The organism is Methanimicrococcus blatticola (assembly GCF_004363215.1).
Classification (GTDB): domain Archaea; phylum Halobacteriota; class Methanosarcinia; order Methanosarcinales; family Methanosarcinaceae; genus Methanimicrococcus; species Methanimicrococcus blatticola.
The window spans coordinates 79,106-105,289 of sequence record NZ_SNYS01000010.1 but is presented as its reverse complement, the minus strand read 5'-3'; the positions used below and the strand labels follow the sequence as shown (position 1 = coordinate 105,289).

Sequence of the window (26,184 nt, the reverse complement as noted above, 5' to 3'; positions counted from 1 at the left end):
GATTATCATTTAAGACATTATGGCGATTATTATTTACGAAATTATGACAATTATTATTACAATTATTATTACGATTATTTTGAATTTCAAACCGGAAGAAAGAATATGAAAGATGTTTGGACACTCAAATACCGCCCCGACTCATTTGACGGCATTCTCGGAAACCGTCAAACTGTTGAGACTTTAAAGAGTCTGACCGCTTCCGGAACACTCCCGCATATGATTTTATTCGGCCCCGACAATTCCGGAAAAATTACGGCGGCGCTGGCGCTTGCAAACCGGATTTACGGCAATGAAAGGGAATTGAATTTTACTTACTTCAATGCGTCCGACTTTTTTGAGCAGGGCAAGAATTATTTGGTCAGAGACCCGCGCTTTTATCGGATTCTCGGAACGGATGATCCGAAAAAGATTCAAAAAAGTGTCATTAATGTTTTCAAAGATATTATTAATGAATACGCCGCGATTGCGCCGATGAATGCGGATTACAAAATTATTTGCATTGATTCGGCCGAAGCGCTCACGATGGAAGCGCAGCAAGCTCTTCGCCGGATTATGGAAAAATATTCCAAAACCTGCCGCTTCATTTTATCTTCCAAAAGCATTTCAAAAATTATTCCGCCGTTGCGCTCAAGAGGCGTAACGCTTTTCTTCAGCCCTGTCGCGTCCGAGGAACTCGTTCCGTTCATGCAGGAGATTGTTGAAAAAGAGGGATTCAGTGTCAAAGAAGACGTTCTTTTTGAAATCGCATACCAAACCCACGGCAATGTCGGCGATTCTTTAGAAGTTCTGCAAACCGCGCTTTTGGAAGCTCAGGAAATCAATACGGAACTAACCGTTTCTATGATTCAAATGCAATTTCAATTGGAAGGCGAAGACGGTACGATGGATCTTTTCAATTCAACCGTTTACGATAAAAACTTCATGGAAGCGCGCAATAAACTGGATACGCTTTTAATTGATGACGGCCTGACCGGCAGCGAAATTTTGGAAGGATTTGAAAACGCGGTTTGGGTCGAGGAGAAAAAAAGCGGCGATGAAATGAAAACCGCAAAACGCCTGATTCAAATCGCCGACTGTGACAGCCGATTGGCGCAAGCGTCAAATGAGAGAATTCAACTTGAGAATCTGATTGCGAATTTCGATAATGAGTAAAAATTTCAAAAAAAATTTACCATTTCTTTTTTCAAAATAGAACTATCTCTTTTTTCAAAGTAGAAGCCATTTCGTTTTTAAAATATAAACCCGATTCAACCTCCCGCTAATTTTCAATTCCGAACGGAACGAAGTGGAGAGAGGAATTGGAAATTTGCGGATTCGTACTCAGCCGATACAGCAAAAACAAAAAAGATTTTTATTATATTTTGTGTTGTGTGCCGGCGTTACTGTGTGCTGACATTGCTATGTGTCAGTGTTGTGTGTGTCAGTGTTGTTGTTTGTCTGTGTTACTGTGTGTGTCAATGTTGTGTGTGTCAGTGTTGTTATGTGTCTATATTACTGCGTGCCGATGTTGCGATGTGCTGACATTGTTATGTGTCAGTGTTGTTGTGTATCTGTGTTGCTGCTGTCAGCGTTGCTGCGTGCATCTGCTCTTTTTTATCACATCCGTTCGCTTGCGCGAACGTGCCGCTGCTACCTTGCCGATTCCGTTTTCTGCGGCCACCTTGCCGATTCCGTTTTCCGTTGTTACCTTGCCGATTCCGTTTTCCGTTGTTACCTTGCCGATTCCGTTTTCCGTTGTTACCTTGCCGATTCCGTTTTCCGCTGCTACCTTGCCGATTCCGTTTTCCGTTGTTACCTTGCCGATTCCGTTTTCCGCTGCTACCTTGACGATTCCGCCTGTTGCTACTTTGCCGCCTCCGCTTGCTGCCGCGCGCGAGCCGCACCACTTTAAAAATTATGAAAAAACGGCATTCGGTTTGACAACTAAATAAAACGGACTCGGTTTTTGAACAAAATAAAACCGAATGAGAGGGAATAAAATAAAAAAGCGGGATAAAAAGTGATAAAAATTAAATCTTTTTTTCCATCATGACCATATCGGCGGAGACGTCGTATCCTAATTTTTGGTAAACGCCGACGGTTCCTTCTCCTTGAATCGTGGCTAAAAAGATTTTGTCAACGCCGCGTTCTTTGAGGCGGGTTTCAAGTTCGTTTATCATTTTCCGACCGATTCCTTGGCCGCGGCAGTCAACGCTTGTACAGAATTCTTTGATGGTAAAATGAAGTTCATTGTCATACTGCTCTTCATTTCCGACAATCATGCCGGCAATTTTTCCGTCAATTTCGCCGATGATACCGTAATCATAGGGAGAGCTGATTTGCTGCGTTAAACGTTTTGCAACGGTTTCTTCCGTCCAATTATCACTCCACGGCGGCGTGTTGAATGCTTTGATAAACATTTCCGTGACATCCGGAATTCGGTCTTGCGTAAATTCAGAAAATTTCATTTTTTCGACCTTTTTGTTTTTTATTTATTAAATAAAATATGAATTAAATCTAAATAAAAATTAGTATGCCAAAAAAAAGACGGATTTACCAAAAAAGGCAAACCCGTCAAATTTTGTTTTGTATGTAAATTCAGTCGCTTAGTAGTCATAGTTCTTCACAGAGTGATACAAAATCACACCAAAGAAGATCAAGATGACTGCAAGTGTTCCGAAGTATCCGGGAGCGTTCCAAACAATTTGGTCGCCGACACCGGAACCGCCTTCACCGACAATGGTAGCGCCTTTTAAAAAGACGGGAATAACGACACAAGCGAAAGCCAATGCGAAAATGAAGATAATATCAAAAATCTTCATTGCCAAGCCTTGCTTTTTCTCTGTAACTTTTTCTGTCATTTCTTCTCACCTCAGTCGTAGTATTTGAATTCATACATGTGCGCCTTAATGGATTTCCACACATTCAAACAGGCCATGCCGTTGATGAAGAACATCAAAAGCAAGACGAGGACGAACAGTGCCAGCAAAACCATCGGGATTTCCAAGCCGCGGGAAACAGCCGCATTCAGAATCGTGTACGTCACGAATGTTTCTGAAAGAACGAGGAAGCCCCACATGCCGATAATCAAGAGAGAATCCAAAAGGAACCACTTCTTGTATTTTGCTTCATCAATACCGGTCATATCAGTCATTGCTGTTGCCTCCTGTTTGTGCTGTAAAGTTCTTTGTGCCTTGCGGGACTTCAGGGTCGGGCCAGCCGAGCTTGTCCTGCCAGCTGAATTCTTTTGCCCGTTCCTGCTTAATCTTCTTATAGCGCCAGCTGAAGTAGAAGTAGGCGATGACATAGAAGACCAGAGCGAAGAGCAGGTTCAACAGATATGCCCAGAAGAAAGTGGACATAATGACGATTGCAATACCCATTGCAAGCAACGAAACGTAGGGTTGAAGCGGACCGATATACGGACGGATCAAGGAGTTGCTTGTCGGATACATCTTTCTGAAACGGATCAAGGAGAACGGAATCAACACGTAGCAGACAAGACCGGACATAATGGAGAACGTAATGACCTGATCAAGGTAACCGCTGAATGCGAAACCGGCTGAAACCGGGATCGTAAAGATAACTGCTTTGTACGGACTCTTGTACTTGGGGTGGACATCCGAGAACCATTCGGAAATGAAACCGTCACGGGAAAGTGCCAACCAAGATCTGGAAGAGTCGTTGATACATCCGTTTGAACTTGCAAGGCACGTAAAGAGCGTACCGATTGCGAGCAACAGAATCAGAATGCTGACGCCACTGTTCTGCGCTGCTTCAAAGAGCGGGTAAACGGAAGCGCCGAGGTTTTCGACACCGATCAAACCGGAACAGATAAAGAGTGTCATTCCGGCCATCAACAGAAGTGTAATCATACCGGCCTGCTGACCCAAGGGAACAGCACGTGTCGGTCTCTTACATTCTTCAGCACACATGGCGGCACCTTCAATTCCGAGATAGAACCATGGACCAAACTGCATCGCCGCGAAAACGCCGACCAAACCGTAAGGCATAGCGCCCTGGAACATATTTTCATAATTGAAATTCGGAACACCGATTCCGGTTGCCGAAGACAAGAAGAAAATCACAACCGCTGCCGCTGCAACGAATGTCAAGAAGAAATTCAGCGTTAAAGCTGTCACTGCACCGCGATAATTGATGAAAGTCAAAATCGCGAGAATCAATAATGTTACTGCTCGAACATCAATCCAGCCGACGTAAGCAGCCAACAGCTGACCGACGACAATAGCGTCACCGGCAGAAAGCGCGACATATTCCATATATACCGCAAGACCGACAATTGCAGCCGCTCCCGGACCGACGAAAAGTCTGACCCAGTCATACGGACCGCCGGCCAATTTTGTTGAAGAGCCGAGTTCACTGGCACACAACGACACGACGATATACATCAAACCGGCGACGAGCATAGCGAAAAGGGCACCGATGATACCGCCTTTTGCGACTGTAAAGTTCCAGCCCATATATTCGCCGACCAAAACGATACCGACACCAAGAGCCCATACGTGATATGGACGAAGTTTCTTTTCAAGTTCTGTCATAGGACTTCACTCTCCTGATTTTTTCAGTTTCGAAACTCTGTAGGCATCGTAGCACATGTAGCCTATAATGGCGAATGCTAACAAATAAATTAACAAATTGATGATAGTTCCTGTATCCATCATTACACCTCATTTCGAAGTGGGGTTGCAGGTAAACATTGAAGTCGTATCAACAAAAAGGGAAAGAGATGAAAAGTAAACGGCTTCATCAAAATATAAAATTGCAACACGAAATCACAGACGAAAATATTTTGCGAAATTCGAAAACTTGAGGGTTTCGAAAGTCACTGATTTATGAAAACCTTGAGATTCACGAAAATCATTGATTCATGAAAACCTTGAGATTTCCCCGGATAAATCCGATAAAATCACATGACCTACGGTTCACAATATTTCAATCTTAAACTTGAATTCGATAAAAGTGCAAGACTTTTGATGATTAAACCACACTAACCTGTCCCATATATTCAAAATAATTGACACACACATCGTCAATAATCTGACAACAAACCCCCGATTTAAGAATCTATTTAAATTCTATACCATTGAGATTTCCGTTTCCGGAAAAGAAATGCTGCTCGCTTCAACCTGTACCGGACCACAAACAAACAAACCGGCGGAAGCAACAAACCACAATAATGCTTCCAAACGTTGATTGAATCAACACTTCATAAATTCAAGTGATGTAAACATCCTGATTTTGTTTTAAAGTTGTAAACCGAATCCGATTTTAAAAACCGGATTCGGCTTTGATTTAAAACTGTTATGTCAGGATATTTCACCTACGGCAATAATTGCCGAAAGCTTATTTTTAAGAAATAAGCAAACTGACAGTTAAATCATTTAAAGACAAGACCGAAGCCTTCGAGCTTCTTTCTTGCGCCTTCATAGACTTTAACGTGTTCGTCAGTGGGTGTAATGGTCTTGATGTCGTAACATTCCTGGAAGGTCTTGCCTGCAGGTGCGTTTCCGTAGTCTTTCTCGTAGCTTGCGACGAGTTTGTCCAAAATCTTGTTGATTTCAGCGATGTCGACGCCTGCTGCGGATCTTGCGACTTCTCCCATCATACGGGCTTCCATACCGGTTGTTTTGTCTGTAACGACACCTTTTGCGGCTGCAACACCGGAGAGGATTTCTCTGCCGGATGCGGAGTCAGTGATTGCCTGTGCGGCGAGTTCGAGGAAGCACATTTCTGTACACGGACCTGCGCACGGGTAGTACTGGTTACCCTGCATGAATTCGGTGTGGTTGGTGATTGCTGCACTTGCCCATCCTGCAACAGCGAGGGTTTCTCTGGTGTTGGTGGAACCCCATCTGATGTGGACCGGACCGTCAAGGTGCCAGCTTGCACCGGACATAACGAATGCGTTGATGGATGATGCAACGTCAATGATTGCTGTCTCTTCGAGACCGCCTGCGTAACCGCCGTAAATGGGCATCTGTTCATCCATGATGATGTCACTGTTGCCGTGGTAGTGGGCGATAACTGAAATTGCTTCAAGGTCAATCTTCAATTCGTTGAGCTGTGAAACTTCGTGGCTGTCGGAGGGGAGCATACCGCCTGCACAGTCTGCACTGATGTTACCCTGTGCGGAAAGTGAGGTTTCGGGGCCCTAAACGGCCATTCCCGGGCGACCTGCAACAGCAGCTGCCTGTTTGATAAGTCTTGTTTCTGTCTTTGCTGCGAGGATTTCGAAGGGTGTCTTCGGAACCGGCGGGTAGCCGCGGACAGTCATCATAACACCGTTAACGATGGTGTCGACTTCCTTCTCAAGTGCATAGGACATGTGAAGTTCGTAGAAAATGTCTTCGGAAACAGGTGAACCGGTCGGACCGCCCTGGATCAAGGGTCCTCTCTTGTCGCCGATTGTTCTTCTTCTCATTGTAACGGCGTCTCTGCCGGTACCGAGTTGGAATTCGGGCATGGGGTTGCGGATTGCGTCCCAGATTTCGTCTTCTGTGTATCTGACGATTCTGTTGGTGTCTGTCACGAAGATACCTGCTTCAAGAAGCATGTCGAAACCTGCTTTGAAGAGTTTCTCAATCATGTCGGAATCGGTCGGAACAAATTCGCCCTTGAAGTCAAGGCCGTATTTTTGTTTCAATTCCATTGCTTTCATCGGGATGTGCATTAAGTCCCAGTCATCCTGGGTGCATTTCTCACCGGTTTTTGCGCGGTTGTAGAATTCGAATGCATCAATTGATCTTTTGTATGCCATTTATAACCACCTCAGGCCATAATCTTCTTTGCAACAACAACTGCGTCTGCTGCGTTTTCGGCTGTACCGTCTGCGCCGATTTCGTCAATCCAGGACTGGGAAACGGGTGCGCCGCCGAACATACATTTAACTTTTGCGCGGATGCCTTCTTCGTTGATCATGACCATCAAGTCTTTCTGGCCGAGCATTGAGGTTGTCATGAGTGCGGAACCGACAAGAAGAACTTTGTCAGCGCCTGCTTTCTTAACTTCGTCAACGACAACTTCGTTTTCGATGTCAACACCGAGAACTTTAACGGTAAAACCGTTTGCACCGAGCATTGTGGAAACCAATCTGTTACCGATGTCGTGGATGTCGCCTGCCTGAACGAATGAAATGCAGTATCCTGCGCTTTCGGAACCGTCTCCTTTTGCGAGTTCGGGTTCAAGAATTTCCATTGCGCCGCTCATTGCTTTTGCGGACATCATGATCTGCGGTAAGAAAAGTTCTCCGGTTTCGAATCTCTCGCCGACAACTTTCATACCTTCGGAAAGGCCTTTCTGAATGATGTCAAGAGCGGGTGTTCCGTTTGCAAGAGCTTCTTTTGTTTTCTCAACGGTGCCGTTGATGTTTTGAGTCATAACGGCGTCTGCTAATTCCTTAAAGATATCTGACATATTTTTTACCTCCGTACAAAACATGTACGTCTAAAATCGTACACTCATTTCACATTGCGCGCGTATAACGGAATATACGAATGAGTTATCCTGTTATATCGTTACGATGCGAAATGACACAAAACGTTTAGACAGATTAAAATCCCCATTTCAATCTGCTATGAATGAATTACGAGTGTAATTCACTCTTTACATTGGGCGAATTTCCTATATAACTTAAATCTAAGTGAACTTTTCAATTCCCCTATACAATTAACAAGGCTTTTGTAAAATAATAAAGCGTTACAAAAGATATAAGTTGATAAAAAATAGAGAGGGGTTTTTAAAAAAATAGAATGAAAAATGGACGAAAACAAGACCAATAGAGAGACTGATTGAAAATGAAAAACAAAAAAAATACAGAATTTTTCAAAAACAACTTTAATTTTTTTATTTTTATGAAAAAACAAAACTGAAATTTCCGAAAAAAGAATAAAAAATAAATTTTAAAATTTTCAAAAACGAGATTTCAACCGCAAGTTTTAAAAGAGAACGCCCTCCCGCCACCAAAAAAGACCATAATCAGCCGGAAGACAGGGAGATAAGACAAGTTAAAACAAATCAACCAAAGACAAAAACAAAGGAATGTAATAATAGAAAACAAAAAATGCGAAAACATGAAAAAAACGGATAAGAATAAAAGAAAAAGGATCAGAATGAATAAATCATTCTGATAATTTAAATTAGTATTTTGATTCTTTTGCGAATTCGACAAGTGCTTTTAAGTTTGCTGTCGGGGTTGCGGAAACAGTACCGCAGCCAACGGTAACAATTCTTGCACCGTCTGCATAGACTTTTGCGCATTCTGCTTTAACGTCTTCGGGTGTGCCTTTCCAGAGGAGCTGGACCGGGTCAAGGTTACCGACAATAACTGCTTCTTTTGCTGCTTCGGAAGCGGCTTTGACATTCACTTTCTGGTCAACGCTGATACCTTCAACGCCTGCACGGTCCATTAAGTAGATGCCTTTTGTTGTGTCACCGCAGATGTGGAGAACTGTCGGAACATCCAATGCTTTCATTGCATCGGCAATCTTCTTGTGGTACGGAATTGCGAATTTCTCATAGAACTGGTCGCCGAGGAGTTCGTAGCTGGCTGTCGGGTCGATGATGACCATACAGCAGGCACCTGCTTTAACCATTTCTTGTGCATAGCGGACACAGAAGTCTGTGGTCATGTCAATCAACGGCTGAACGACAGGGTCGTCGGTCATGAGGCCCATGAACCAGTTGTCGCCGTTAAGGTGCTGTGCAAGTGAGAACGGACCGAGCATAGAGCCGATAATCGGGATTTCGTCACCGTATTTTTCTTTCAAAATGGCGATGGATTTGATAACTCTGTCAACACGTGCGTCGCCGCCGAATTTGAAGTCTTTTAATTTGTCGACATCTTCGGGTGTTGCTGCAACGTGACCGACAACGGAGGGCTGCTGCTCGCGGGTTCCTGCTTTCAGTTTGCAGCCGAAGAATTCTGCTTCAGCGGTAATGTCGAAAGGAACACGGATTGCTTCATAACCGACAACTGTGTGACCGGCTTCTCCGAGTTTTGCGATTAATTCGGGTTCTTCGTTAGCTTCGGGCCAGAAGGCGCCACAGGCTTCCATTTGTTCGACAGTTGCGGTCTGTGTGAAACAGACAGCGGGCATTCTGTCAACATCCATTTTCTTTAACGCGCGGTATAATCTTTCCTTAGGTGTGTATTCTGTCATAACTTGTCTCCCCCAAATAGGATTTAGTCAAAGTTGAAAATTACATAATTCACATGTTATCGTTTTGTACACGATTGCCGGCTCGAAATAATCGGCGTAAACCGAAAAAGACGAGCAGTAAACCGTTTCGACGATTTAACCGTCAAAATGTCGTGTAAAATGGTTTATCTTTTACGATTAAATCTGACGGGTCTTCAAATAACAATGATTTTGCGCAAATGCAAAAACAAAATGTTCAAAAACCCAATCGAACGGATAAACTTAATCGTAATATTCATTAAAGATTCTTATAATTTATCCTAAATAGAGAGGTAGAGGAAAGGAAAAGAGAAAAGGGAGAATAAAATCCATTGAAGGCAAGAAAATAACAAACCTGTTGTAAAAATACAATTAGATTGATTTTTGTAAATACACGACCCTTAAACAAACATATAATCCTTAGAATATCCGATAGATTTAAACGGCTTCGGGGAAATTCATAACCATTAATTATTTTCAAAAACTGCATTAGGTGGATTATAAAATGTATGTGATTGCACTAGACCTTGGAACAAGCGGCTTTCGGGCGCAACTGATTGATCAAAAAACGAATGAGACACTTAAAACCGTCATTACAATGGGGCACCCGCTCCCCGGCGGTAACGTGATTGACCATTTGGAATTTGCAATCGTGACCGGTGAAGACGTTGCCAATGAGGTTATGCTTCAGACAGTTAAGAGAATCTTGGACGCTTTTAATGTCGATTTAAAAGACATCAATTACATCTCGATTTGCGGAAACCCGATTCAGCTTTCTTTGTTCCAGAACATTGAAATCCGTGATTTGGCTTATGCCGGCGAAACAAAGCAGAAGAGACTGGGCGTTGAAAACGTTCAGCGTGATGCGCGCATTTTCCCGGCAAATGAATTGTTTAAAGGCGTTATGGATTTGCCGAATTGTCAAATCATCGTCCCTCCCGCAATTAAACACGAAATCGGTGCCGACGCATTGGCAATGATGACAGAAACCGATTTCATCAATCAAACAAAACCGTGTTTGGTCACCGACTACGGCACCAATGCGGAAATGGCAATCAAAGTCGGCGATAAAATTATTACCGCCAGTGCCGCTGCCGGTCCGTCCATTGAAGGACAGGGCATTCCGTGCGGCATGCTGGCAGCACCAGGCGCCATCAGCGATGTCAACATCGAAGGTGACTACTGGCGCTTAACCGTGCTGGATGAGATGATGCAGTCCGGCAAAGGCGACTTGGTCAATCCTGTCACCGGCGAAATTATCGAGAAAGGTGAGATTGAAGCCGTCGGCATCACCGGAACCGGTGTCATTTCCTGTATGTCCATCATGCTGAAAAGCAAATTGATGACAAAAATTCCGAACCTCCCGAACGGCAAAGTTATCCTCGGCGACGGCATCGAAATTACCGAAAAAGATGTTGTTGAAATCGGAAAAGCCATCGGTGCCATTCGCGCGGCTCAATTGACATTAATGGAAGCAGCCGGATTAGATTACGATCAGCTCGAATACGCTTATATTTCAGGTGCGACCGGCACATATGTTGACGGCAAAAAAGCGGCTTACCTCGGATCAGTTCCGAGTTATGCCAAAAACATCATCCAGTTCGGCAACACGTCCATCGGATTGGCCCGTAAATTGGCGGTTCATCCCGAGCAATTGGAAGAAGTCAACAAAATGGCTAAAAAAATTCAGGCCGACCACTTGATGATGGCAACTTCCCAAACATTTAAAGACATCTATGTCTGCGAACTGTCTTACTGGGAACAGGGTATGCCGATGGAAATGTACGATGAAATGCTGGGAATGTTTAAGCTCAGGCCGTTCCCGCACGACACGCCGGAACCGAACGTCGAACGCCGCGTTGTCCGCGACATTGATGATGTCGGTGAAGAAGGCGTCAAAATGGTCGAACACATCGGCGTTTTCTTAGAAGCACCTGCCAGAGGATGCATTTTCTGCCACAAATGCGAGAAATCATGCCCGGAAAATGCGATTACGGTTCGCAAAGAAGAGCCCGACAATTACATTGTGATTGACAGTCAAAAATGTCTCGGTTCCAGCTGCAAACGCTGCATTACGAACTGCCCGAAAAATGCGGTCAATCATTCCATTTTAAAAGTGGTTCATAAAGAAAATGTTTAAATTTTAAAAACAAAGATTGGAAAAACAATCCAGGAAACCGGAATTCACTTTCGGTTTCACATTTTTATTTTCTTTACATTTACTTTCTGTTTTTATTTTCTTTATTTTTTTAGAACAAATCATTCAAATTTTAAAAAACGAATTTTTAAATACTGATATTTTATTTTACTTGATTGTTAGTACCCGCAATCGTGCTTTGAGAAACAAGTAAATGATGCGGTTTTTTAATATTAAGAGGAAATAGGTAAATGTTTGTACCGACCACTTTCTTTGACGCAATCTATGATTATGAAGACGCCGAATACGTTATTTTCGGCGCGCCGTTTGACAACACCTCATCTTTTAGAACCGGAAGCCGCTGGGCACCGGATAAAATGAGGGAAATGGCCATTAATTTTGAAACGTACAGCCCGAAATATGATTTGGACATGACCGACATTTTGGTTCATGACGCCGGCAATGCATTCGTTTCCGTCAACATTGATGAAACATTGGAATGGATTTATGAAGACGCCAAACAAATCGTTGATGACGGTAAATTCCCGATTATGCTCGGCGGCGAACACTCTCTGACGTACGCGCCTGTTAAAGCGTGCTATGACGCGTGTGACGAAAAAGACGATTTCGCCGTTTTGGTTTTAGACGCGCATTTCGACTTGAGAACAGACTTCCGCGGCCTGAAAAACAATCACGCCTGCGTTTCCCGCCACATTCTGGAAGACATTACCAAAAAATACGTCTCCATCGGCATCCGCAGCGGCCCGCGCGAAGAATGGGAATATGCCGCCGAAGAAGGCATTAAATTTTATTCCAACGAAGACGTTTTCGAGATGGGAATTAAAGAAATCATCAAGGAAACCATGGAATACTTAAACAGCGACCACATCTATTTGTCCTTAGACATGGATGCGCTTGATCCCGCTTTCTGCCCCGGCCTCGGCACGCCCGAGCCGTTCGGCATGACCGACCGCGAAGTGCGTGAAGTGCTGCGCGCGTTTGCGCCGAAAACGATTGGGTTTGATATTGTGGAAATTGCACCGGAATATGATAACGGGCAATCCGCAATATTGGCGACAAAATTAATGAGAGAGTTTATCTTTGCGCGCGAAGCTTCGAAGAAGCTGAGCTGAGTGAAGCTTCGAAGAAGCTGAGCTAAGCGAGGCGTCGAAAAGCTGAGCGCAGCGAAGCTTTGAGAGGCCGAGCATAAGCTAAACTTCGCAGAAGTTTAGCGGCGCAAGGCAATTAAAAACGGAGCGGGATTTTTTTACATCAATAAAAAAATCTCAGCAAACTTTTTTCAAAATAAAACCCGAGCAACTCATTTTAAAAATCATTTTAAAAATAAAAGCAAAGCTCTTTAAAAATAATTCAATTAAAAAAAGACTTCATGGAAAATGAAAATCATTTTCCTTCGTTTTTTGTCAAATCTGTCTCTGTTTTACATAAAATGAATTTGGTGAACCGGGTTTACCAAATGTGCTTTTTTTTGCCTGCTTTCTTGTCCTTTTTGCATTTAGATCCGCAGCATCCGCCTTCACGGTGGTGCATTAAAAGGGCAATCAAAGCAATCGGAATTGTAATAATAAGCAAAAGCTCAATTAATTTTTTCATTTTTAATTCACCTTTTTTGATTTGTGTTTTTATGTTGATAAATCAACATTAGAGATATTTTCAGAACTTCTATAAATAGTATTATTTGTGAATTTTTTGAAAAATTAAATGAACTTGGCCGATTTAATCATATCCAAAAGCAAATCCAAATTCTGATCATTTTCGGGACCGACCATAATCGTAATGGCCTGATCATTGCGCTCGTTATAAATGTCCGCTTCATATCCGGCTTTCCCCGGACGCATACGAATAACAGTTCGAGGACGGAGTTTTTTAACCGGTTGAATCGGATATTCTTTTTTTGTTTCATTGTCGACGGCTTCAAAATCCTGATACGGATCTTTCCGGCATGTAATTTCCACATAAACAGCCGTGTTCGTTGAAATAAAAGTTTCGTTAACCAATTCAAATTCTGTATTCTCGGGAATACCGACAACCGCATTACCGCCATTGGTTCCCGTGAACTGCTTCGTTTTCAGATTTGTTCGATGAAGTATACTCTTTAAACTCATTTTTGACCACCCGTTTTAAACGACAGAATATTAAAACCAAATAATATATGCCGCGAATAAAAATATGCCTAATTAGTATATAATTATTTTTAATTATTTGAAATGATTTTCGAATACAGGATGATGTAAAACTGAAAAACAAAATAAAGCAGAAATAAAAAACAGAATGTAAAACAAAAACCTGGTTAAACAGAATGAAAAACAATAAACCGGGTTAAACAGAATGAAAAATAAAAAAGAAATGTTTCGGCCATGGTACGAACACAGCCGACCGAACTCAAGAGATGCTTGAGATAGAAATTGCATAGCAATAATACAATAAAAAGAATAAACCGGATTAAACTTCCGGCGGAATTGTTTCGAGCTTTCCGAGAATGCTCCAAATGTAAGTTCCGGTGTGCATCGGGAGGTTCGGATCATAACTGACATCGGAAAGAGTTTTGAGTGCGGACGCGGCGCGCAGGAAAAGTTCTTGATTTTCATCTTTAAGAACATCAATAATTTCCGTCACGGAACGTCTGATATTTCTCGGAACGGATGTGTCGTTTGCGATCATATCCAATTCCGCAATACATTGATCAATAGTTTTTTGGTATTCATCGGATGCCATAATATCACCTGAGGAGAGTCGAATCAATCATCTGCCGTTATCCCGTTGACAGATTCTAAAAACACGCAAGATAAACCGTAAAAGGCAAAACAAATTCACCGTCGGCCTTTTCAAATCAAAGCATGATTGTTTTTGAAATTCCGATTCGGACTCTTTGATAAATAAATTTGATTAATAATTAAATTAAAGTTATAGATTATTACTTTTATGTATATGTCGTCTTTTTGGACTTAATTGAGTAGAGAGAACTCTCATTTAAATTTAACCTTTGAACAAATCCGCTCGGACAAAAAAACAACAGCGGAAAAAATAAACAGATAAAACCCGAAAACGTGAGAAAGATTAATTACGGGAAAAATCCAATTCTATTCAAATTCAATATATTATTCAGGTGAAAAAATGGATTCAGACGATAACGTAAAAAAGATAGCGCGATTCCTTGAAAACGGCGGCACGATGCTTGCCAATCATTGCGATACATGCGGCGCGCCTTTGTTCAGATTTAAAGGCGAAATCATTTGTCCGCTTTGCAGCGGCGTTGAAACAAACGAAACCCCTGCGCCGATTTCAAAAAGTGCCGCAACTCAAAAACCTAAAAAAGAAAGCAGAAAACAAACCGCATCCGGAACGCCGATGGATGAAATCAAAGCCCGTACAATTGAACCGACGGCTTGTTCCGCGGAAGAAGATCAACTTCGTGAATTAATCCTTCTCAAAATCACCGCGATTGCCGAAGATATGCAAAATGAAAATGATCCGCGCCGCGTCTTTGAATATTTGGAAATCATCGAAAAGGGTTTGGATTTAATTGAACGGCTCTACTGAGTCGTTTGATTCATTTTAAATTCATTTTATTTTTCAATTATTCATTTTTTAACTTGATTCAGTTTTTTAACAATTTTAAAATTTATTTTCGTTTTAATGTTCGTTAATTTAGGAAATTTTGAACTTCCGGTACATGATTGGCGGTGAACTGAAAACATGATTGAATTGCCCGAATGTTATGTCATTTCAAATCAAATGAAAGAAATCCTTCCCGGAAAAACCGTATCCTTGATTGTTGCCGGTAAATCACCTCACAAATTCGCTTTTTTCTACGGCGATCCTCAAAATTATCCGTCTCTTTTGAACGGTAAAACAATCACAGAAATTAATCCGATTGCAGGATACATTGAAATCTCTTTGGAAAATGAAATTCTGCTCCTTGGCGAAGGCGTTAATATCCGATATTTAAAAAAAGAGGAGAAGAGACCGGAAAAACATCAGCTTCTTGTTGAATTTGAAGACAAAACCGCTTTGGTTTGTTCGATTCAAATGTACGGCGGCATGTGGGCTTATCCGAAAGGTGAAAATGATAATCCGTATTACACAATTGCTGTTGAAAAACCGTCACCGCTTTCGAATGAATTCGATGAAACTTATTTTAATCAATTAATAATTGATTCCAAACCGACACTGAACTTAAAATCATTTTTAGCAACAGAACAACGAATTCCCGGACTCGGAAACGGTGTTCTTCAGGATATTTTATACAATTCTAAACTGCACCCGAAACGAAAATTGAATTCGCTTTCGAATGAAGAAAAGAAGGTGCTCTTTAAAAGCATCAAGGAAACACTTCAAAAAATGGCGGATGACGGCGGCCGAGATGTTGAAAAAGATATTTACGGCAACTTCGGCGGCTACAAAACGCTTCTGTCCAACAAAACAGTTGGAACGCCGTGTAAAATCTGCGGCGCAGAGATTCAAAAAGAAACAATGATGGGCGGTACGGTTTATATTTGTCCGGGCTGCCAAAAACTCTGAATCGGAAATATTTATTCTTTGAAAGAATTATTTGATTTTATTTTTTATATTCCGCTTTCATGACTTCATGAATGCGTTTGGCCGTCACTTTTCCGATTCCTTTGACGCGGCATAAATCTTCTTCGCTTGCATTAAAAATATTATTGAGCGACCCGAATTCGTGAAGGAGAAGCTGAGCGGCATTCGGACCGACGCCGGAAATGGAAGACAGGATGTATTCCTGCTGCTCATGTGTTGTTTTGGCAGGCTTTTTGCCGTGCGGATTCACCGTTTTTTTCTCATTGATCTGCTCTTTTTTGGCCATCATTTTCAGCAACAAAGCGGTTTCTTCTTCGTTTTTTGTGTAAAAAATCGAAACGTTCAAATCAATTTCAATTGAAAGCAGCGCGCCGCGAACGGAATTTTCATGCATTTGGCCGGCCGCCAAATCAGCATCGCCTTCAATGATTAAAACAGGTTTTTTATAAGTTCTGGAAAGGTCAACCAGCTGAGAAAACAAATTGCGCTTGCCGTCAATCAACGAGGCGTTAAAGTCGGCAATTGTTTTGCGCTCCACCGCCATGTCGTCGCTGACAACGTAATCGGCGACATCTAATTTCATCGTTTTGAGTTCGATACCGTAAGCGTCCAAGCATTTCAAAACACCGCTTTTTATTTCACGCGTGTCCGCTAATATTTTCAACCGCTGCTCTTGAAGGGGCTCTTGAGGAATTTCAATGTCGGATTCGGAAATGAAATTTTCAGAAAATGCATGAGAGCGAACAAAAGGTTTGGAAAAATCCGAGAGGGTGTCATTAAAAGACGAAACGGATTCTAAACCGGATTCTGAAACAGATTTTAAACCGGATTCGACCTCTGTTGAGTTATTTGAAACCTGCTCCGATTTTCTATTTTCGTATTTGCTTTTGAAGTCTTTTTCAAAATCCAAAAATGTCTTCTGATTTTGATGATCATTTTCAGCGACTTTCGACAGTCGGTTGGCACCGCTTCCGGAATATTCTTTTTGAAGGCTTTTCATTTCGGAAAGCATACGTTTTTCTTTGTTCTGGCTGCTCCACCGATACGCTTCGTCGCGCGTTCCTTTTGTGATGAGCATAATGACACGGCCGGTTTGGAAACGACCGGTTCGTCCTTTTCTTTGAATGCTTCGAATTTCAGACGGCACGGGCTCGTAAAACAAAACCATGTCTGTTGACGGAATGTCCAATCCTTCTTCAGCAACGGATGTCGCGATTAAAACATTATAATCGCCCGCGCGGAACTGTTCAATGATTTCAGTTTGCTGTTTTTGCGTCAGCCCTTTGTCTTTGTTGCGCGATCCCTGACCGACAAAGCGAACGGGGCGAATGTCCGGAATTTCAGAAAGCGCTTCTTTGACAATGTTTGCGGTTTCTCTGAAATTCGTAAAAACGATAATTTTGGAATCGGGCGATTTTGAAAGCTGTTCGCTGACAATATTTTGAACGGCATAAAATTTCGGATGCTCGGTGCCGCATTTTTCAGTCAGATGAAGTGCCTGGCGGAAATAGAGATCGGCTGCCAATCGCTTAACGGCTTTGCTCGCGCCGGAAGTTCCGGCTTCTTCATCCATTTTCTTCAAATAAGCCAAAAGCGCTTTTGTGCCCTGCGTTTCAATCAGCTCGACCGCATGCTCAATTTTCATAATTTCCGCCATGACGGAGACGGCTTGATAAATGCTTGAATCGGCGGTCTCATTTCTCAGTTCCGCCATTAATTGAGATTGAAGCGCCAATAAATCACGCTTGGCTAAGAATTTTTTATCCAGCGGATACCCGAACTCAGCCAGCTTGTCCAATCTTTCATTTAAGATTTTTTTCAAAGCTTCACGAATCTCGGCCAATTCTTTCGGAAGCTCAAGCGTCATCCATTCAATTTCTTTTTTGTGGACATACGGTTTAATATCGGCGTCGCCCTCCGTTTTCACAACAACATTTTCAATCGAAAGCGCGCTACAGACTTCATCGATTTTTTCTTTTTCGCTGCCGGGACTTGCCGTAATTCCCAAGATCAGAGGAGAATCAGCCATCGCAACATATTTTTCAGCGATATAAGTATAAGCGTAATTGCCGACAGACCGGTGCGCCTCATCAAAAACAATACAAGAAACATCATTAAGAGAAATTCGTGAATTGAGCAGATCATTTTCAATGACTTGCGGCGTTGCAATAATCATATCCGCTTCCTGCCACATTTCCCGGCGTTTTTCGGGCGAAATGCTGCCCGTGAATGCTTTGACTTTTCCTTCCGGCAACTTCATGACACGCGAAAAGAAATCAAAATGCTGTTCAACCAGCGGTTTTGTCGGGGACAGAAGCAAAACCTTGCCGCCGACTTTTTCAAGCCGCATCACCATGACAAGAAGTGCGACAACCGTTTTTCCGAGAGACGTCGGCAGAACAACAAGCGAATTTTTCGTTGTGCATCCGGCAACAATGTTGAGCTGATACAGACGCTGCTCAACAGCGTTCTCCAAAATCAGCGGATGCTTGATGTATTGCTTGTTTACTGCTTCTTCCGACACAGGTATCTCCAACCGGTTCATTTATTGTATAGCTCTATGACGCTTTTTCTTATAAATAATCAGCCTGCGAAGTGAAACTATTGAATAATATTAAATTGAAAAAGAGAAAAGGAAGAAAATAAAAATACAATCGGCAGCGTTTTTATTAAAATTGCCGAAATGGAGAGGGAGAGAGACGCGTGCAGCGGTCGCCTGTGATAAAGAGAAAAAGAAAAGGGGAAAGATAAAAAATTAATCTTCGACTTCGATCGTATCGATTTTTTTCGGAAGGAAAACGGTTAAAACACCGTTTGCCAATTTCGCCGTTGCTTTTTCTTCATCAATTTGAACGGGAATGTTAACAGAGCCTTCATATTTTCGATAAAATCTTTCGCGGCGGACGTAAATGCCTTCTTCGATGTCTGTCAGACATTCCGCGCGCACCGTTAAAAGTCTGTCTTGAATTTCAAGAGTCACATCATCTTTGGTGACGCCGGGAAGATCCGCTTTTAAAACAATATCGTTCTTGCGCTCAATTAAATCCATCAGCGGCGTTTGCCTGAACTCACCGAAAGCGTTTTCTTTTGTCTGCTTTCCGAATGATGTAATTTTGCTGAAAATTGATGATTTGTTTTCAGCTTCAGATTCATGCTCATCCTTTTCTTTTGATGGTTTTTTCTGGAACGGATTCATTTCCCCTCATCCCTCCTAACGGACGTTTTTGATTTTGAGATAAATAGTAAATATATTATTTTTCCATATTATTTGAGTTAAGAAGAGTTAGAAATATATTAATCTATTTCAAAATATGCTTCAAATTACCCAATTTTATTCATTTTCAGAATCAATCATCAAAGAGACCAAATCGGGCGCATATATTTCCCCGAGACTGCCGTTTCGGGCGGAATATTCATCATAAACCAATACGCCATCCGCATTTATTTCACGCGTATCATACAAGACAAAAGGAATCGGATCGCTTGTGTGTGTCTTTAAAGCAACCGGCGTCGGATGATCCGGCATGACCAAAATTCGGCACGGTTCGTTCAGCGATTTTGCATATTCCAAAAGCGGTGCCACAATTTTAGAATCAAGGTCAACAACGGCCTGCATTTTCTTTTGATAATCCCCGATGTGACCGCATTCATCCGGTGCTTCAATGTGAACAAAAACAAAATCCTTCGTTTTCAGCGCATCAATTGCCGCATCTGCTTTTCCCATATAATTTGTATCCAAAAAGCCGGTTGCGCCTTCCACTTCAATGACATCCAATCCGGCGCAGATGCCGATTCCTTTGAGCAAATCAACAGCGGAAATGACCGCGCCCGTTTTATGATGAATTTTTTCAAACAATTCAAATTTGGGCGCGTTGCCCTGACCCCAAAACCAAATGCAATTGGCAGGGAGTTTTCCTTCTGCAACACGTTTCCGATTAACGGGATGATCTTTAAGAACAGCGTAAGATGCCGCCATCATATCCAAATAAACTTGAGCCGCGTCGCCGTCCCCTTTAGGGAAATAGTCAGACGCTTTTTTCCCCGTAATATCATGCGGCGGCGTGAACATTAATTCTTTACCGTAATTGTCCTGCGCGACAAGCAAATGACGGTAACTGATTCCCGGATAAAATTTGAACCTGCTGTTTCCGAGCTCTTTGTCGACAGCTTTGATCAATTCTTCGGCTTCTTCGGAAGTGATGTGCCCGCCGCTGTAATCAATAATATATGCATCATTCAAAACAGGACCGTCAGCACCGACCGTTCCGTCAGCGTTGCCGATTGTAATTAAATTAGTACGAAAAGCCAAATCATTGCCCTGAAGAGAAACGCCCATGCTGAGCGCCTCAAGCGGAGAGCGTCCCGTGTAATAAACAGCGGGATCGTAGCCGAAAATAGACATATTCGCGACATCGCTGCCCGGAGAAAAACCTTCAGGAACAGTGACGGCGAGTCCGGACCTGCCATGTTCAGCCATATAATCCATGTTCGGTTTGTTTGCAGCTTGCAAAATTGTTTTTCCGCCCAACTCGGTAATGGGGAGATCAGCCATGCCGTCTCCGATAATAACGATATATTTCATGAAAATGAGTGATGCCTTATTGTTATTTGAATTCTCTGATTCTGAAATGATTTAAAATAATTCAATAAAATTGTTAAAATTGTTAAAATTGCTAAAATTGTTAAAATTGTTAAAATTGCTAAAATTGTTAAAATTGTTAAAATTGCTAAAAATTGTTGAATATTTGAGATTTGAAAAACAGTCCGGCAGCAACTGCACCATTTCGGAAAATGCAGTGCTGCCGTATTACTGATACCGCTTCCGTTGCATTTATACCGGGGGGAATGAAATGCTTTCGCGGGGTCGATATGAAAGCGGTTTTTGTTGTGTGTGTATGTTTTATGGTTCGTACGGATTTTGATGAATGTAAATCCGGCACAATTTTTGAAAAAGAAAGAAAGCCGAGAGAGGGCTTTTTACCCGATGCTTTATCGGAGGGATTTAAGATATTCAGGATTGGAGGTCTTGAGAATAATCTCAAATCAAGTAAAATTGTGCAATTCTGAATAGATTTTAATTGTATATAAATTTTATTTAGGACCTAAAAACGGAAATGACACATCTTCAAAAAACTGAAATCGACGAGATATTAAAAAATAAAACAAGTTATTTGGATAAAATTGAAGAAATCAGAATTGAAGAGATAAGAATTAAAAAAATGAAAATAAACAAAAAAAGAAAATAAACAAAAAAAGAAAAACAGCCTTTATAGAGAGAGTTTGGTGATAAATTAAGAGAGTGATTATAAAGGCTGAAAAGGCAGCCGAAAACCGTAAGATTTCCTGCAATGCCTTGATAAGCATCGAAATAAGAATGGAAGGACTTGAAAGGAACAGCGAAGCCATAAAACACGAAGCGTTTCACAAACATCACCCTCCAATCAAAGGCGGAGCCATAAAATCGCGAAGCGATTTTCGAAAACACCGCCCTAACCTGCCCTTGAAAAATTCCGAGCGAAGCGAGGAATTTTTGTTTACATCATACCGGGAGGCATTCCGCCCATTCCCGGCATGCCGCCCTGGGGCATCGGCATGGTTTTTGCGGATGCGATCACATCATCAATTCTGAGAATCATGATTGTGGATTCGGTTGCGGCGTTGATGGCCTGTGTTTTAATTCTCAAAGGTTCAAGGACGCTGTTTTCGTACATGTCCTCGACTTTTCCTTCATAAACATTGAGACCGGCGTTCTTGTTGCCTTTCTCGTGCTGTGCTTTCATTTCAGCAAGCATGTTGATCGGGTCAAGACCTGCGTTTTCTGCAAGGGTCTGCGGAATGATTTCAAGCGCAGATGCGAACTTGGCGACAGCGAGCTGTTCTCTGCCGGAAAGTGTTGCTGCGTATTCCTGAAGGCGAAGAGAGATTTCAATCTCAGGAGAACCGCCGCCGACAACGACCTTTTGGTCTTCAATGGCAACGCCGACGACACGAATAGCGTCTTCAATGGCGCGGTCCAATGCGTCAACAACGTGTTCTGTTCCGCCGCGGAGGAAGAGTGAAACGGTTTTTGTGCCCGGGCAGCCTGTGACGTAAATCATCTTGGAGCCGGTTGTTTCTTTTTCTTCGACAAGGTCAGCAGATCCGAGGTCTTCAGCTTTGATTTCGTCAATGTTTGTCAAAATCTTGGCGTTGGTGGCTTCGGAAAGTCTGGTCATGTCGCTCTGCTTAATGCGGCGTGCGGCCAAAATGCCTGCTTTAGCCAAATAATATTGAGCAAGATCATCGATGCCTTTCTGACAGAAAATCACATTTGCACCGGAGGCAAGGACCTTGTTAATCATTTCCTTAAGCATGGCTTCTTCTTGTTCGATGAAGCTGAGCATTTGGTCCGGAGAAGTAATTTTGATTTCGGATTTGGTTTCCGTCTTTTTGTATTCAATTGCTGCGCCGAGGAGAAGGACTTTAGCGTCTTTGATGCTGGTCGGCATGTTCGGGTGGACGCGTTCTTTGTCAATGATAACACCGTCAATCAAAACAGAGTCTTCAATGCTTCCGCCTGCGCGCTTTTCGACTTTAATTCTGTCGGTGTCGGCAACGACTTTGCCGTGCGCGTCGGTCTTTGTGATGGAGCGGACAGCTTCGACGGTTAATTCGGAAAGTTTGTCTTTGTGCGCTTCTGCGCCTTTGCCGGTAATTGCGGTTGCGGCAATCTTTTTCAAAGTTTCGACATCGTCAACGGATGCGTTTAATGCGATGGAGTTGACAATTTCCTGAGCTTTTTCGGATGCCATGCGGTAACCGGCAGAAATGAGTGTCGGGTGAATACCATCTTCTAAAAGTTCTTCGGCGTTTGCCAAAAGTTCGCCTGCCAAAACAGCGGCGGTGGTTGTTCCGTCACCGACTTCAGCGTCCTGTGTTTTGGAAATTTCGACAATCATTTTTGCCGCCGGGTGTTCAATATCCATTTCTCTTAAAATGGCTGCGCCGTCGTTTGTAATGATGACATCACCCATGGAATCGACAAGCATTTTGTCCATTCCTTTGGGGCCGAGCGTTGTTCTGACTGCTTCGGCAACAGCTTTGGCTGCCATAATGTTATTGTTTTGGGCATCGGAACCTCTTGTTCTTCTGCTGCCTTCACTTAAAATAAAGATAGGTTGTCCGGACATAATTACTAAATCCTCCTTTGATAAATTGTAAGATCGCTGCCGGTTGACAAAAGCCGCCGGCAAATAAATATTAAACAAATTTAAACAAGCTTAAACAAGCATTAAACGCCGGATTTCGAACAAGCCGAAAATCCGATTTTAAATTTTTCACGAAACAGCCGATATAAAATCATCATTTAGAGGGACTGTTTCATGCATCTGTAACTCAGATTTGGAATTAAACTAATGTAAACGCTTCTATATAAGAATTACCCTTGACCATTTTGCAAAAAGAAGAGCAGAGGACAGAAATAGAAGCAATAAAAGGAAGATTCAAAATCCGCGTTTTTTGAGGAAATATTGAAAATATTGAAAACGCCAAGACATTAATTAAGTAATTAAAATTGAAACCGCGCCCATAATAATTGAACCCGTTCCCGTGTCCTTTATTGATTTGTTTGAAACCCGATTCAACCACCCGCTAACTTACGATTTCGAACGAAGCAAAGCGGAGTGAGAAATCGAAAGTTTGCGGATTCGTACCCATCCGATACAGCAAAATTAAAACACCTTTTCATTTGATTATTTCTACGCATGTTGTTTATGACATGTATCTGTTTGACTGCGTGTGTTCAGTTGACTGCATGCATTCAGTTGGCTGCGTGCATCTGCTCCTTTTTAGGACACCCGTTCGCTTGCGCGAACGGAATTGCTGTTATCTACCGTTTGCGTTTGCCACTGTCACCTGCCGTTTGCATTTGCCACTGTCACCTGCCGTTTGCGTTTGCGCTGTCATCTACCGTTTGCGTTCGCGATGTCACCTAGAGTTTGCGTTTGCCACTGCTACCTGCCGTTTGCGTTCGTGCTATCACCTGCCATACGCTCGCCGCGATTTGTCACTACAGGCAACCGCGCTCCGGCACAGCCACTCCGCGGTTTACAAAAAATCAAAAAAGAACAATCCGTTTTTTGAAAAGATTAAAAAAATCAAAAAGAAAATGAAAAAGAAAAACAGATACAACCGATTCGATTATTCTGTTTTGGAATCGGGGTCTTCTGCTTTTTCTTCGATGCCGCATTTCGTTTCTTCATCAGAAATCGGCTCGTCCATTATTTCGACTTTGAGTTTTGTCACGCGCTGTTCGTCTGCTCCCAAGACCGTTACTCTCAGGTTTTTGTAAGAGAAAACGTCCCCTGCTTTGGGGATGCGCTCAAACACATCCAATGCCCAACCGCCGGCCGTATTGTAATTGCATTCGAAATCGCGGTTGTCAACTTCAAGATAGTCAAACAAATCATCGATGTTCATGTTGCCGCTGACTTCGTAAGTATCGTCATCCACTTCAACGATTTCTTCAACGATTTCATCGTATTCGTCCCAGATTTCACCGACGAGCTCCTCTAAAATGTCTTCCATCGTGACAATGCCTTTCGTGCTGCCGTAATCATCGACAACAACCGCGAGATGAGACTTGGCCGCGCGCATTTCATTGAGAAGCGGTGAAATATTCATTGTCACGTAAGCAAACGTGACCGGCTTCATCAGCGCACGGATGTTAACACGCTTGTGCGTCGCGATGCGGATTAAAACATCCTTGACATTAATAATGCCGCGGATATCATCTAAATTATCTTTGTAAACAGGAACGCGCGTGTAGCCTTCATCAATAATAATTTTTAAAATCGCATCAATATCATCATTAATATTAATCGCCACGATATTTGAGCGCGGCGTCATGATTTCCTGAACCGTCGTCTCGTCAAAATCCAACGCCGACTGAACAAGATCACTTTCATCTTCTTCTAAAATGCCCTCTTCCTCAATGGATTCGATAATATATTTCAATTCATCTTCCGTAACAGAGGGAGCTTCAGATTCTTTTTTCCGGCTGAATACGTTAATCAGTTTAACCAAAATGAACGCAAGCGGCGAAAAAACAACCATAATAATACCGACCACTCTTGATGTGATCAAAGCGTATTTTTCGGCATTCGCCTTTGCGATGCTTTTTGGAAGCGTTTCCCCGAAAATCAAAACAACGACCGTCACAACAACCGTTGAAACTGCCGCCGCCAATTCTTCCGGAAATAAACGCGCAAAAAGAATTGTTGCGATTGAAGACGCACCGATATTGACAATATTATTGCCGATCAAAACGGTTGAAATGAACTTATCGTAATCTTCCGTTATTTTTAAAACGCGTGTCGCGGCTGTGTTTCCGTTTTCAGCCATTGCTTTTAAACGAAGTTTATTCGCTGTTGAATAAGCCGTTTCCGTTGCCGAGAAAAAAGCGGACAAAGCCAGCAAAATAAATAACAGGACATACCAAAAAGTCAAAGGAATTTCCATAATTCATGCACTCTTAAAAGAATAATTCTCTGTCGAAGAATTTCTGTTTTGAAAATAGAAGTAAATTGAAGATTAATGATTAGACGTAGATTGATTAGATGTAGATAAGATTAGATGTAGATTGATTGTAAATTAATGATTAAATGTAAAGCGTAAGATAAATTCCATTCAATATAAACGTATTTAAAATTGAATCAAACCTGCACCATGTTTTAATAGAATCAAAACGGTTTTAATTTAACTTTTACAGAACGGTTTAACAAACAACAGAGGGAAAATATGGTATTGGAAAACATTGATACATTGACGCTTATTTACATCGGAATCGGCGTCTTCGCCTACTTTACGATTTTATTCCTGACATTTAGAGACATGCGTATCTTCAGAAGAACCGGCTACGTTTCTTACAGAAAAGGCGCGTTAAAAGGAATCCTGGCTTCATCCGTCGTGCTGCTCGGCATTTTCTTAATCCAATCAATGCAACTTCTCGGATTGGGTCTTGTTTTCCTCGGTCTGATGATTAACCAGAAAGGCGCACGTGAAAAAGTTTTTACCACCGCCGGCACGCTTCAGCGGTTCATCGGTCAAACAGATGTTGTTTTAACAAACGAAGAAAAAAGAGAACTTTACGAACAGCAGTTGGCTGACAAAAAACGTATGGAAAAAGAAAAGGAAAAAGCTGAAAGACGCGAAAAAATGAAAGAACAGCGAGAAAACGACGAATCAGATGGAACTGAAGAGGATGAGGAATAAGACCTTCGACTCACTTTTGTTTTTACTTTTTGTTTAATTTTTTTTGATTTTATTTTT

Annotated in this window: 23 protein-coding genes and 1 pseudogene; 9 read left to right on the top strand and 15 right to left on the bottom strand. The window is 42.2% G+C overall.

The features are described 5' to 3' along the window. Positions 1-105: 105 nt before the first annotated feature. Both C7391_RS07155 and C7391_RS07150 read left to right on the top strand, forming a co-directional pair. Positions 106-1,155 carry an AAA family ATPase gene (locus C7391_RS07155; protein WP_133517871.1) on the top strand — a complete coding sequence of 350 codons (1,050 nt, stop codon included), beginning with the start codon at positions 106-108 and terminating at the stop codon, positions 1,153-1,155. Between the two features lie 425 nt (positions 1,156-1,580). Next, on the top strand, positions 1,581-1,934 hold the full coding sequence (locus C7391_RS07150) for a hypothetical protein (protein ID WP_133517870.1): 354 nt from the start codon (positions 1,581-1,583) through the stop codon (positions 1,932-1,934). A 78-nt stretch (positions 1,935-2,012) separates the two neighbouring features. On the opposite strand, the gene C7391_RS07145 is transcribed toward C7391_RS07150, so the two are convergent. From C7391_RS07145 to mtbA, 7 genes and pseudogenes are all read right to left on the bottom strand, one after another. After that, positions 2,013-2,450, bottom strand: a complete 438-nt coding sequence (locus C7391_RS07145; RefSeq protein ID WP_133517869.1) for a GNAT family N-acetyltransferase — start codon at positions 2,448-2,450, stop codon at positions 2,013-2,015. 138 nt (positions 2,451-2,588) lie between these two features. After that, complete coding sequence (locus C7391_RS07140) at positions 2,589-2,843, bottom strand: AcrB/AcrD/AcrF family protein (protein ID WP_133517868.1); 255 nt, start codon at positions 2,841-2,843, stop codon at positions 2,589-2,591. Between the two features lie 11 nt (positions 2,844-2,854). Next, positions 2,855-3,136: a monomethylamine permease gene (locus C7391_RS07135; protein ID WP_133517867.1), complete on the bottom strand. Its 282-nt coding sequence runs from the start codon at positions 3,134-3,136 to the stop codon at positions 2,855-2,857. Further along, entirely contained in the window at positions 3,129-4,541 is a 1,413-nt protein-coding gene (locus C7391_RS07130; RefSeq protein WP_133517866.1) for an APC family permease, read from the bottom strand. The genes C7391_RS07135 and C7391_RS07130 overlap by 8 nt, the downstream gene beginning before the upstream one ends. An 839-nt stretch (positions 4,542-5,380) precedes the next feature. Continuing rightward, a pseudogene (locus C7391_RS07125) lies at positions 5,381-6,760 on the bottom strand (monomethylamine:corrinoid methyltransferase). Positions 6,761-6,771: 11 nt separating this feature from the next. Next, entirely contained in the window at positions 6,772-7,416 is a 645-nt protein-coding gene (locus C7391_RS07120) for a corrinoid protein (RefSeq protein ID WP_133517865.1), read from the bottom strand. A gap of 722 nt (positions 7,417-8,138) precedes the next feature. Continuing rightward, complete coding sequence (mtbA, locus tag C7391_RS07115; RefSeq protein ID WP_133517864.1) at positions 8,139-9,161, bottom strand: methylcobamide:CoM methyltransferase MtbA; 1,023 nt, start codon at positions 9,159-9,161, stop codon at positions 8,139-8,141. A 523-nt stretch (positions 9,162-9,684) separates the two neighbouring features. Between mtbA and C7391_RS07110 the strand changes: the two genes are divergently transcribed. Both C7391_RS07110 and speB read left to right on the top strand, forming a co-directional pair. Beyond that, entirely contained in the window at positions 9,685-11,319 is a 1,635-nt protein-coding gene (locus tag C7391_RS07110) for a methylamine methyltransferase corrinoid protein reductive activase (protein ID WP_133517863.1), read from the top strand. Between the two features lie 248 nt (positions 11,320-11,567). Continuing rightward, positions 11,568-12,449, top strand: coding sequence for an agmatinase (gene speB, locus C7391_RS07105; RefSeq protein ID WP_133517862.1), 882 nt, complete (start codon positions 11,568-11,570; stop codon positions 12,447-12,449). Positions 12,450-12,786: 337 nt separating this feature from the next. On the opposite strand, the gene C7391_RS08370 is transcribed toward speB, so the two are convergent. The 3 genes from C7391_RS08370 to C7391_RS07095 form a co-directional block, all read right to left on the bottom strand. Next, complete coding sequence (locus C7391_RS08370; protein ID WP_166627448.1) at positions 12,787-12,930, bottom strand: hypothetical protein; 144 nt, start codon at positions 12,928-12,930, stop codon at positions 12,787-12,789. 104 nt (positions 12,931-13,034) lie between these two features. Further along, positions 13,035-13,442: a hypothetical protein gene (locus tag C7391_RS07100; protein WP_133517861.1), complete on the bottom strand. Its 408-nt coding sequence runs from the start codon at positions 13,440-13,442 to the stop codon at positions 13,035-13,037. Positions 13,443-13,779: 337 nt separating this feature from the next. Then, the gene (locus tag C7391_RS07095) at positions 13,780-14,052 is read right to left on the bottom strand and encodes a UPF0147 family protein (protein WP_133517860.1); all 273 of its coding nucleotides are present in this window, start codon (positions 14,050-14,052) and stop codon (positions 13,780-13,782) included. A gap of 399 nt (positions 14,053-14,451) precedes the next feature. Here C7391_RS07095 and C7391_RS07090 point away from each other — a divergent pair, with 399 nt between their 5' ends. Continuing rightward, positions 14,452-14,877 carry an Sjogren's syndrome/scleroderma autoantigen 1 family protein gene (locus C7391_RS07090; protein ID WP_133517859.1) on the top strand — a complete coding sequence of 142 codons (426 nt, stop codon included), beginning with the start codon at positions 14,452-14,454 and terminating at the stop codon, positions 14,875-14,877. Positions 14,878-15,033: 156 nt separating this feature from the next. After that, complete coding sequence (locus C7391_RS07085) at positions 15,034-15,858, top strand: endonuclease VIII (RefSeq protein ID WP_133517858.1); 825 nt, start codon at positions 15,034-15,036, stop codon at positions 15,856-15,858. A 37-nt stretch (positions 15,859-15,895) separates the two neighbouring features. On the opposite strand, the gene C7391_RS07080 is transcribed toward C7391_RS07085, so the two are convergent. From C7391_RS07080 to C7391_RS07070, 3 genes are all read right to left on the bottom strand, one after another. Continuing rightward, positions 15,896-18,400: a DEAD/DEAH box helicase gene (locus C7391_RS07080; protein WP_223610968.1), complete on the bottom strand. Its 2,505-nt coding sequence runs from the start codon at positions 18,398-18,400 to the stop codon at positions 15,896-15,898. 231 nt (positions 18,401-18,631) lie between these two features. Next, complete coding sequence (locus C7391_RS07075; protein ID WP_133517856.1) at positions 18,632-19,072, bottom strand: Hsp20/alpha crystallin family protein; 441 nt, start codon at positions 19,070-19,072, stop codon at positions 18,632-18,634. A 135-nt stretch (positions 19,073-19,207) separates the two neighbouring features. Then, on the bottom strand, positions 19,208-20,458 hold the full coding sequence (locus C7391_RS07070) for a cofactor-independent phosphoglycerate mutase (RefSeq protein WP_133517855.1): 1,251 nt from the start codon (positions 20,456-20,458) through the stop codon (positions 19,208-19,210). A gap of 287 nt (positions 20,459-20,745) precedes the next feature. On the opposite strand from C7391_RS07070, the gene C7391_RS07065 reads away from it, so the two are divergent. Beyond that, on the top strand, positions 20,746-20,943 hold the full coding sequence (locus tag C7391_RS07065) for a hypothetical protein (protein WP_166627447.1): 198 nt from the start codon (positions 20,746-20,748) through the stop codon (positions 20,941-20,943). A 467-nt stretch (positions 20,944-21,410) separates the two neighbouring features. Here the strand turns inward: C7391_RS07065 and thsA are convergent, their stop codons facing one another. Then, entirely contained in the window at positions 21,411-23,045 is a 1,635-nt protein-coding gene (gene thsA, locus C7391_RS07060; RefSeq protein ID WP_133517853.1) for a thermosome subunit alpha, read from the bottom strand. A 582-nt stretch (positions 23,046-23,627) separates the two neighbouring features. Here thsA and C7391_RS07055 point away from each other — a divergent pair. Continuing rightward, positions 23,628-23,849, top strand: coding sequence for a hypothetical protein (locus C7391_RS07055; protein ID WP_133517852.1), 222 nt, complete (start codon positions 23,628-23,630; stop codon positions 23,847-23,849). A gap of 205 nt (positions 23,850-24,054) precedes the next feature. On the opposite strand, the gene C7391_RS07050 is transcribed toward C7391_RS07055, so the two are convergent. Then, positions 24,055-25,374, bottom strand: a complete 1,320-nt coding sequence (locus C7391_RS07050; protein ID WP_133517851.1) for a hemolysin family protein — start codon at positions 25,372-25,374, stop codon at positions 24,055-24,057. 279 nt (positions 25,375-25,653) lie between these two features. Between C7391_RS07050 and C7391_RS08625 the strand changes: the two genes are divergently transcribed. Then, on the top strand, positions 25,654-26,127 hold the full coding sequence (locus C7391_RS08625) for a hypothetical protein (RefSeq protein WP_317852544.1): 474 nt from the start codon (positions 25,654-25,656) through the stop codon (positions 26,125-26,127). Positions 26,128-26,184 lie beyond the last annotated feature (57 nt).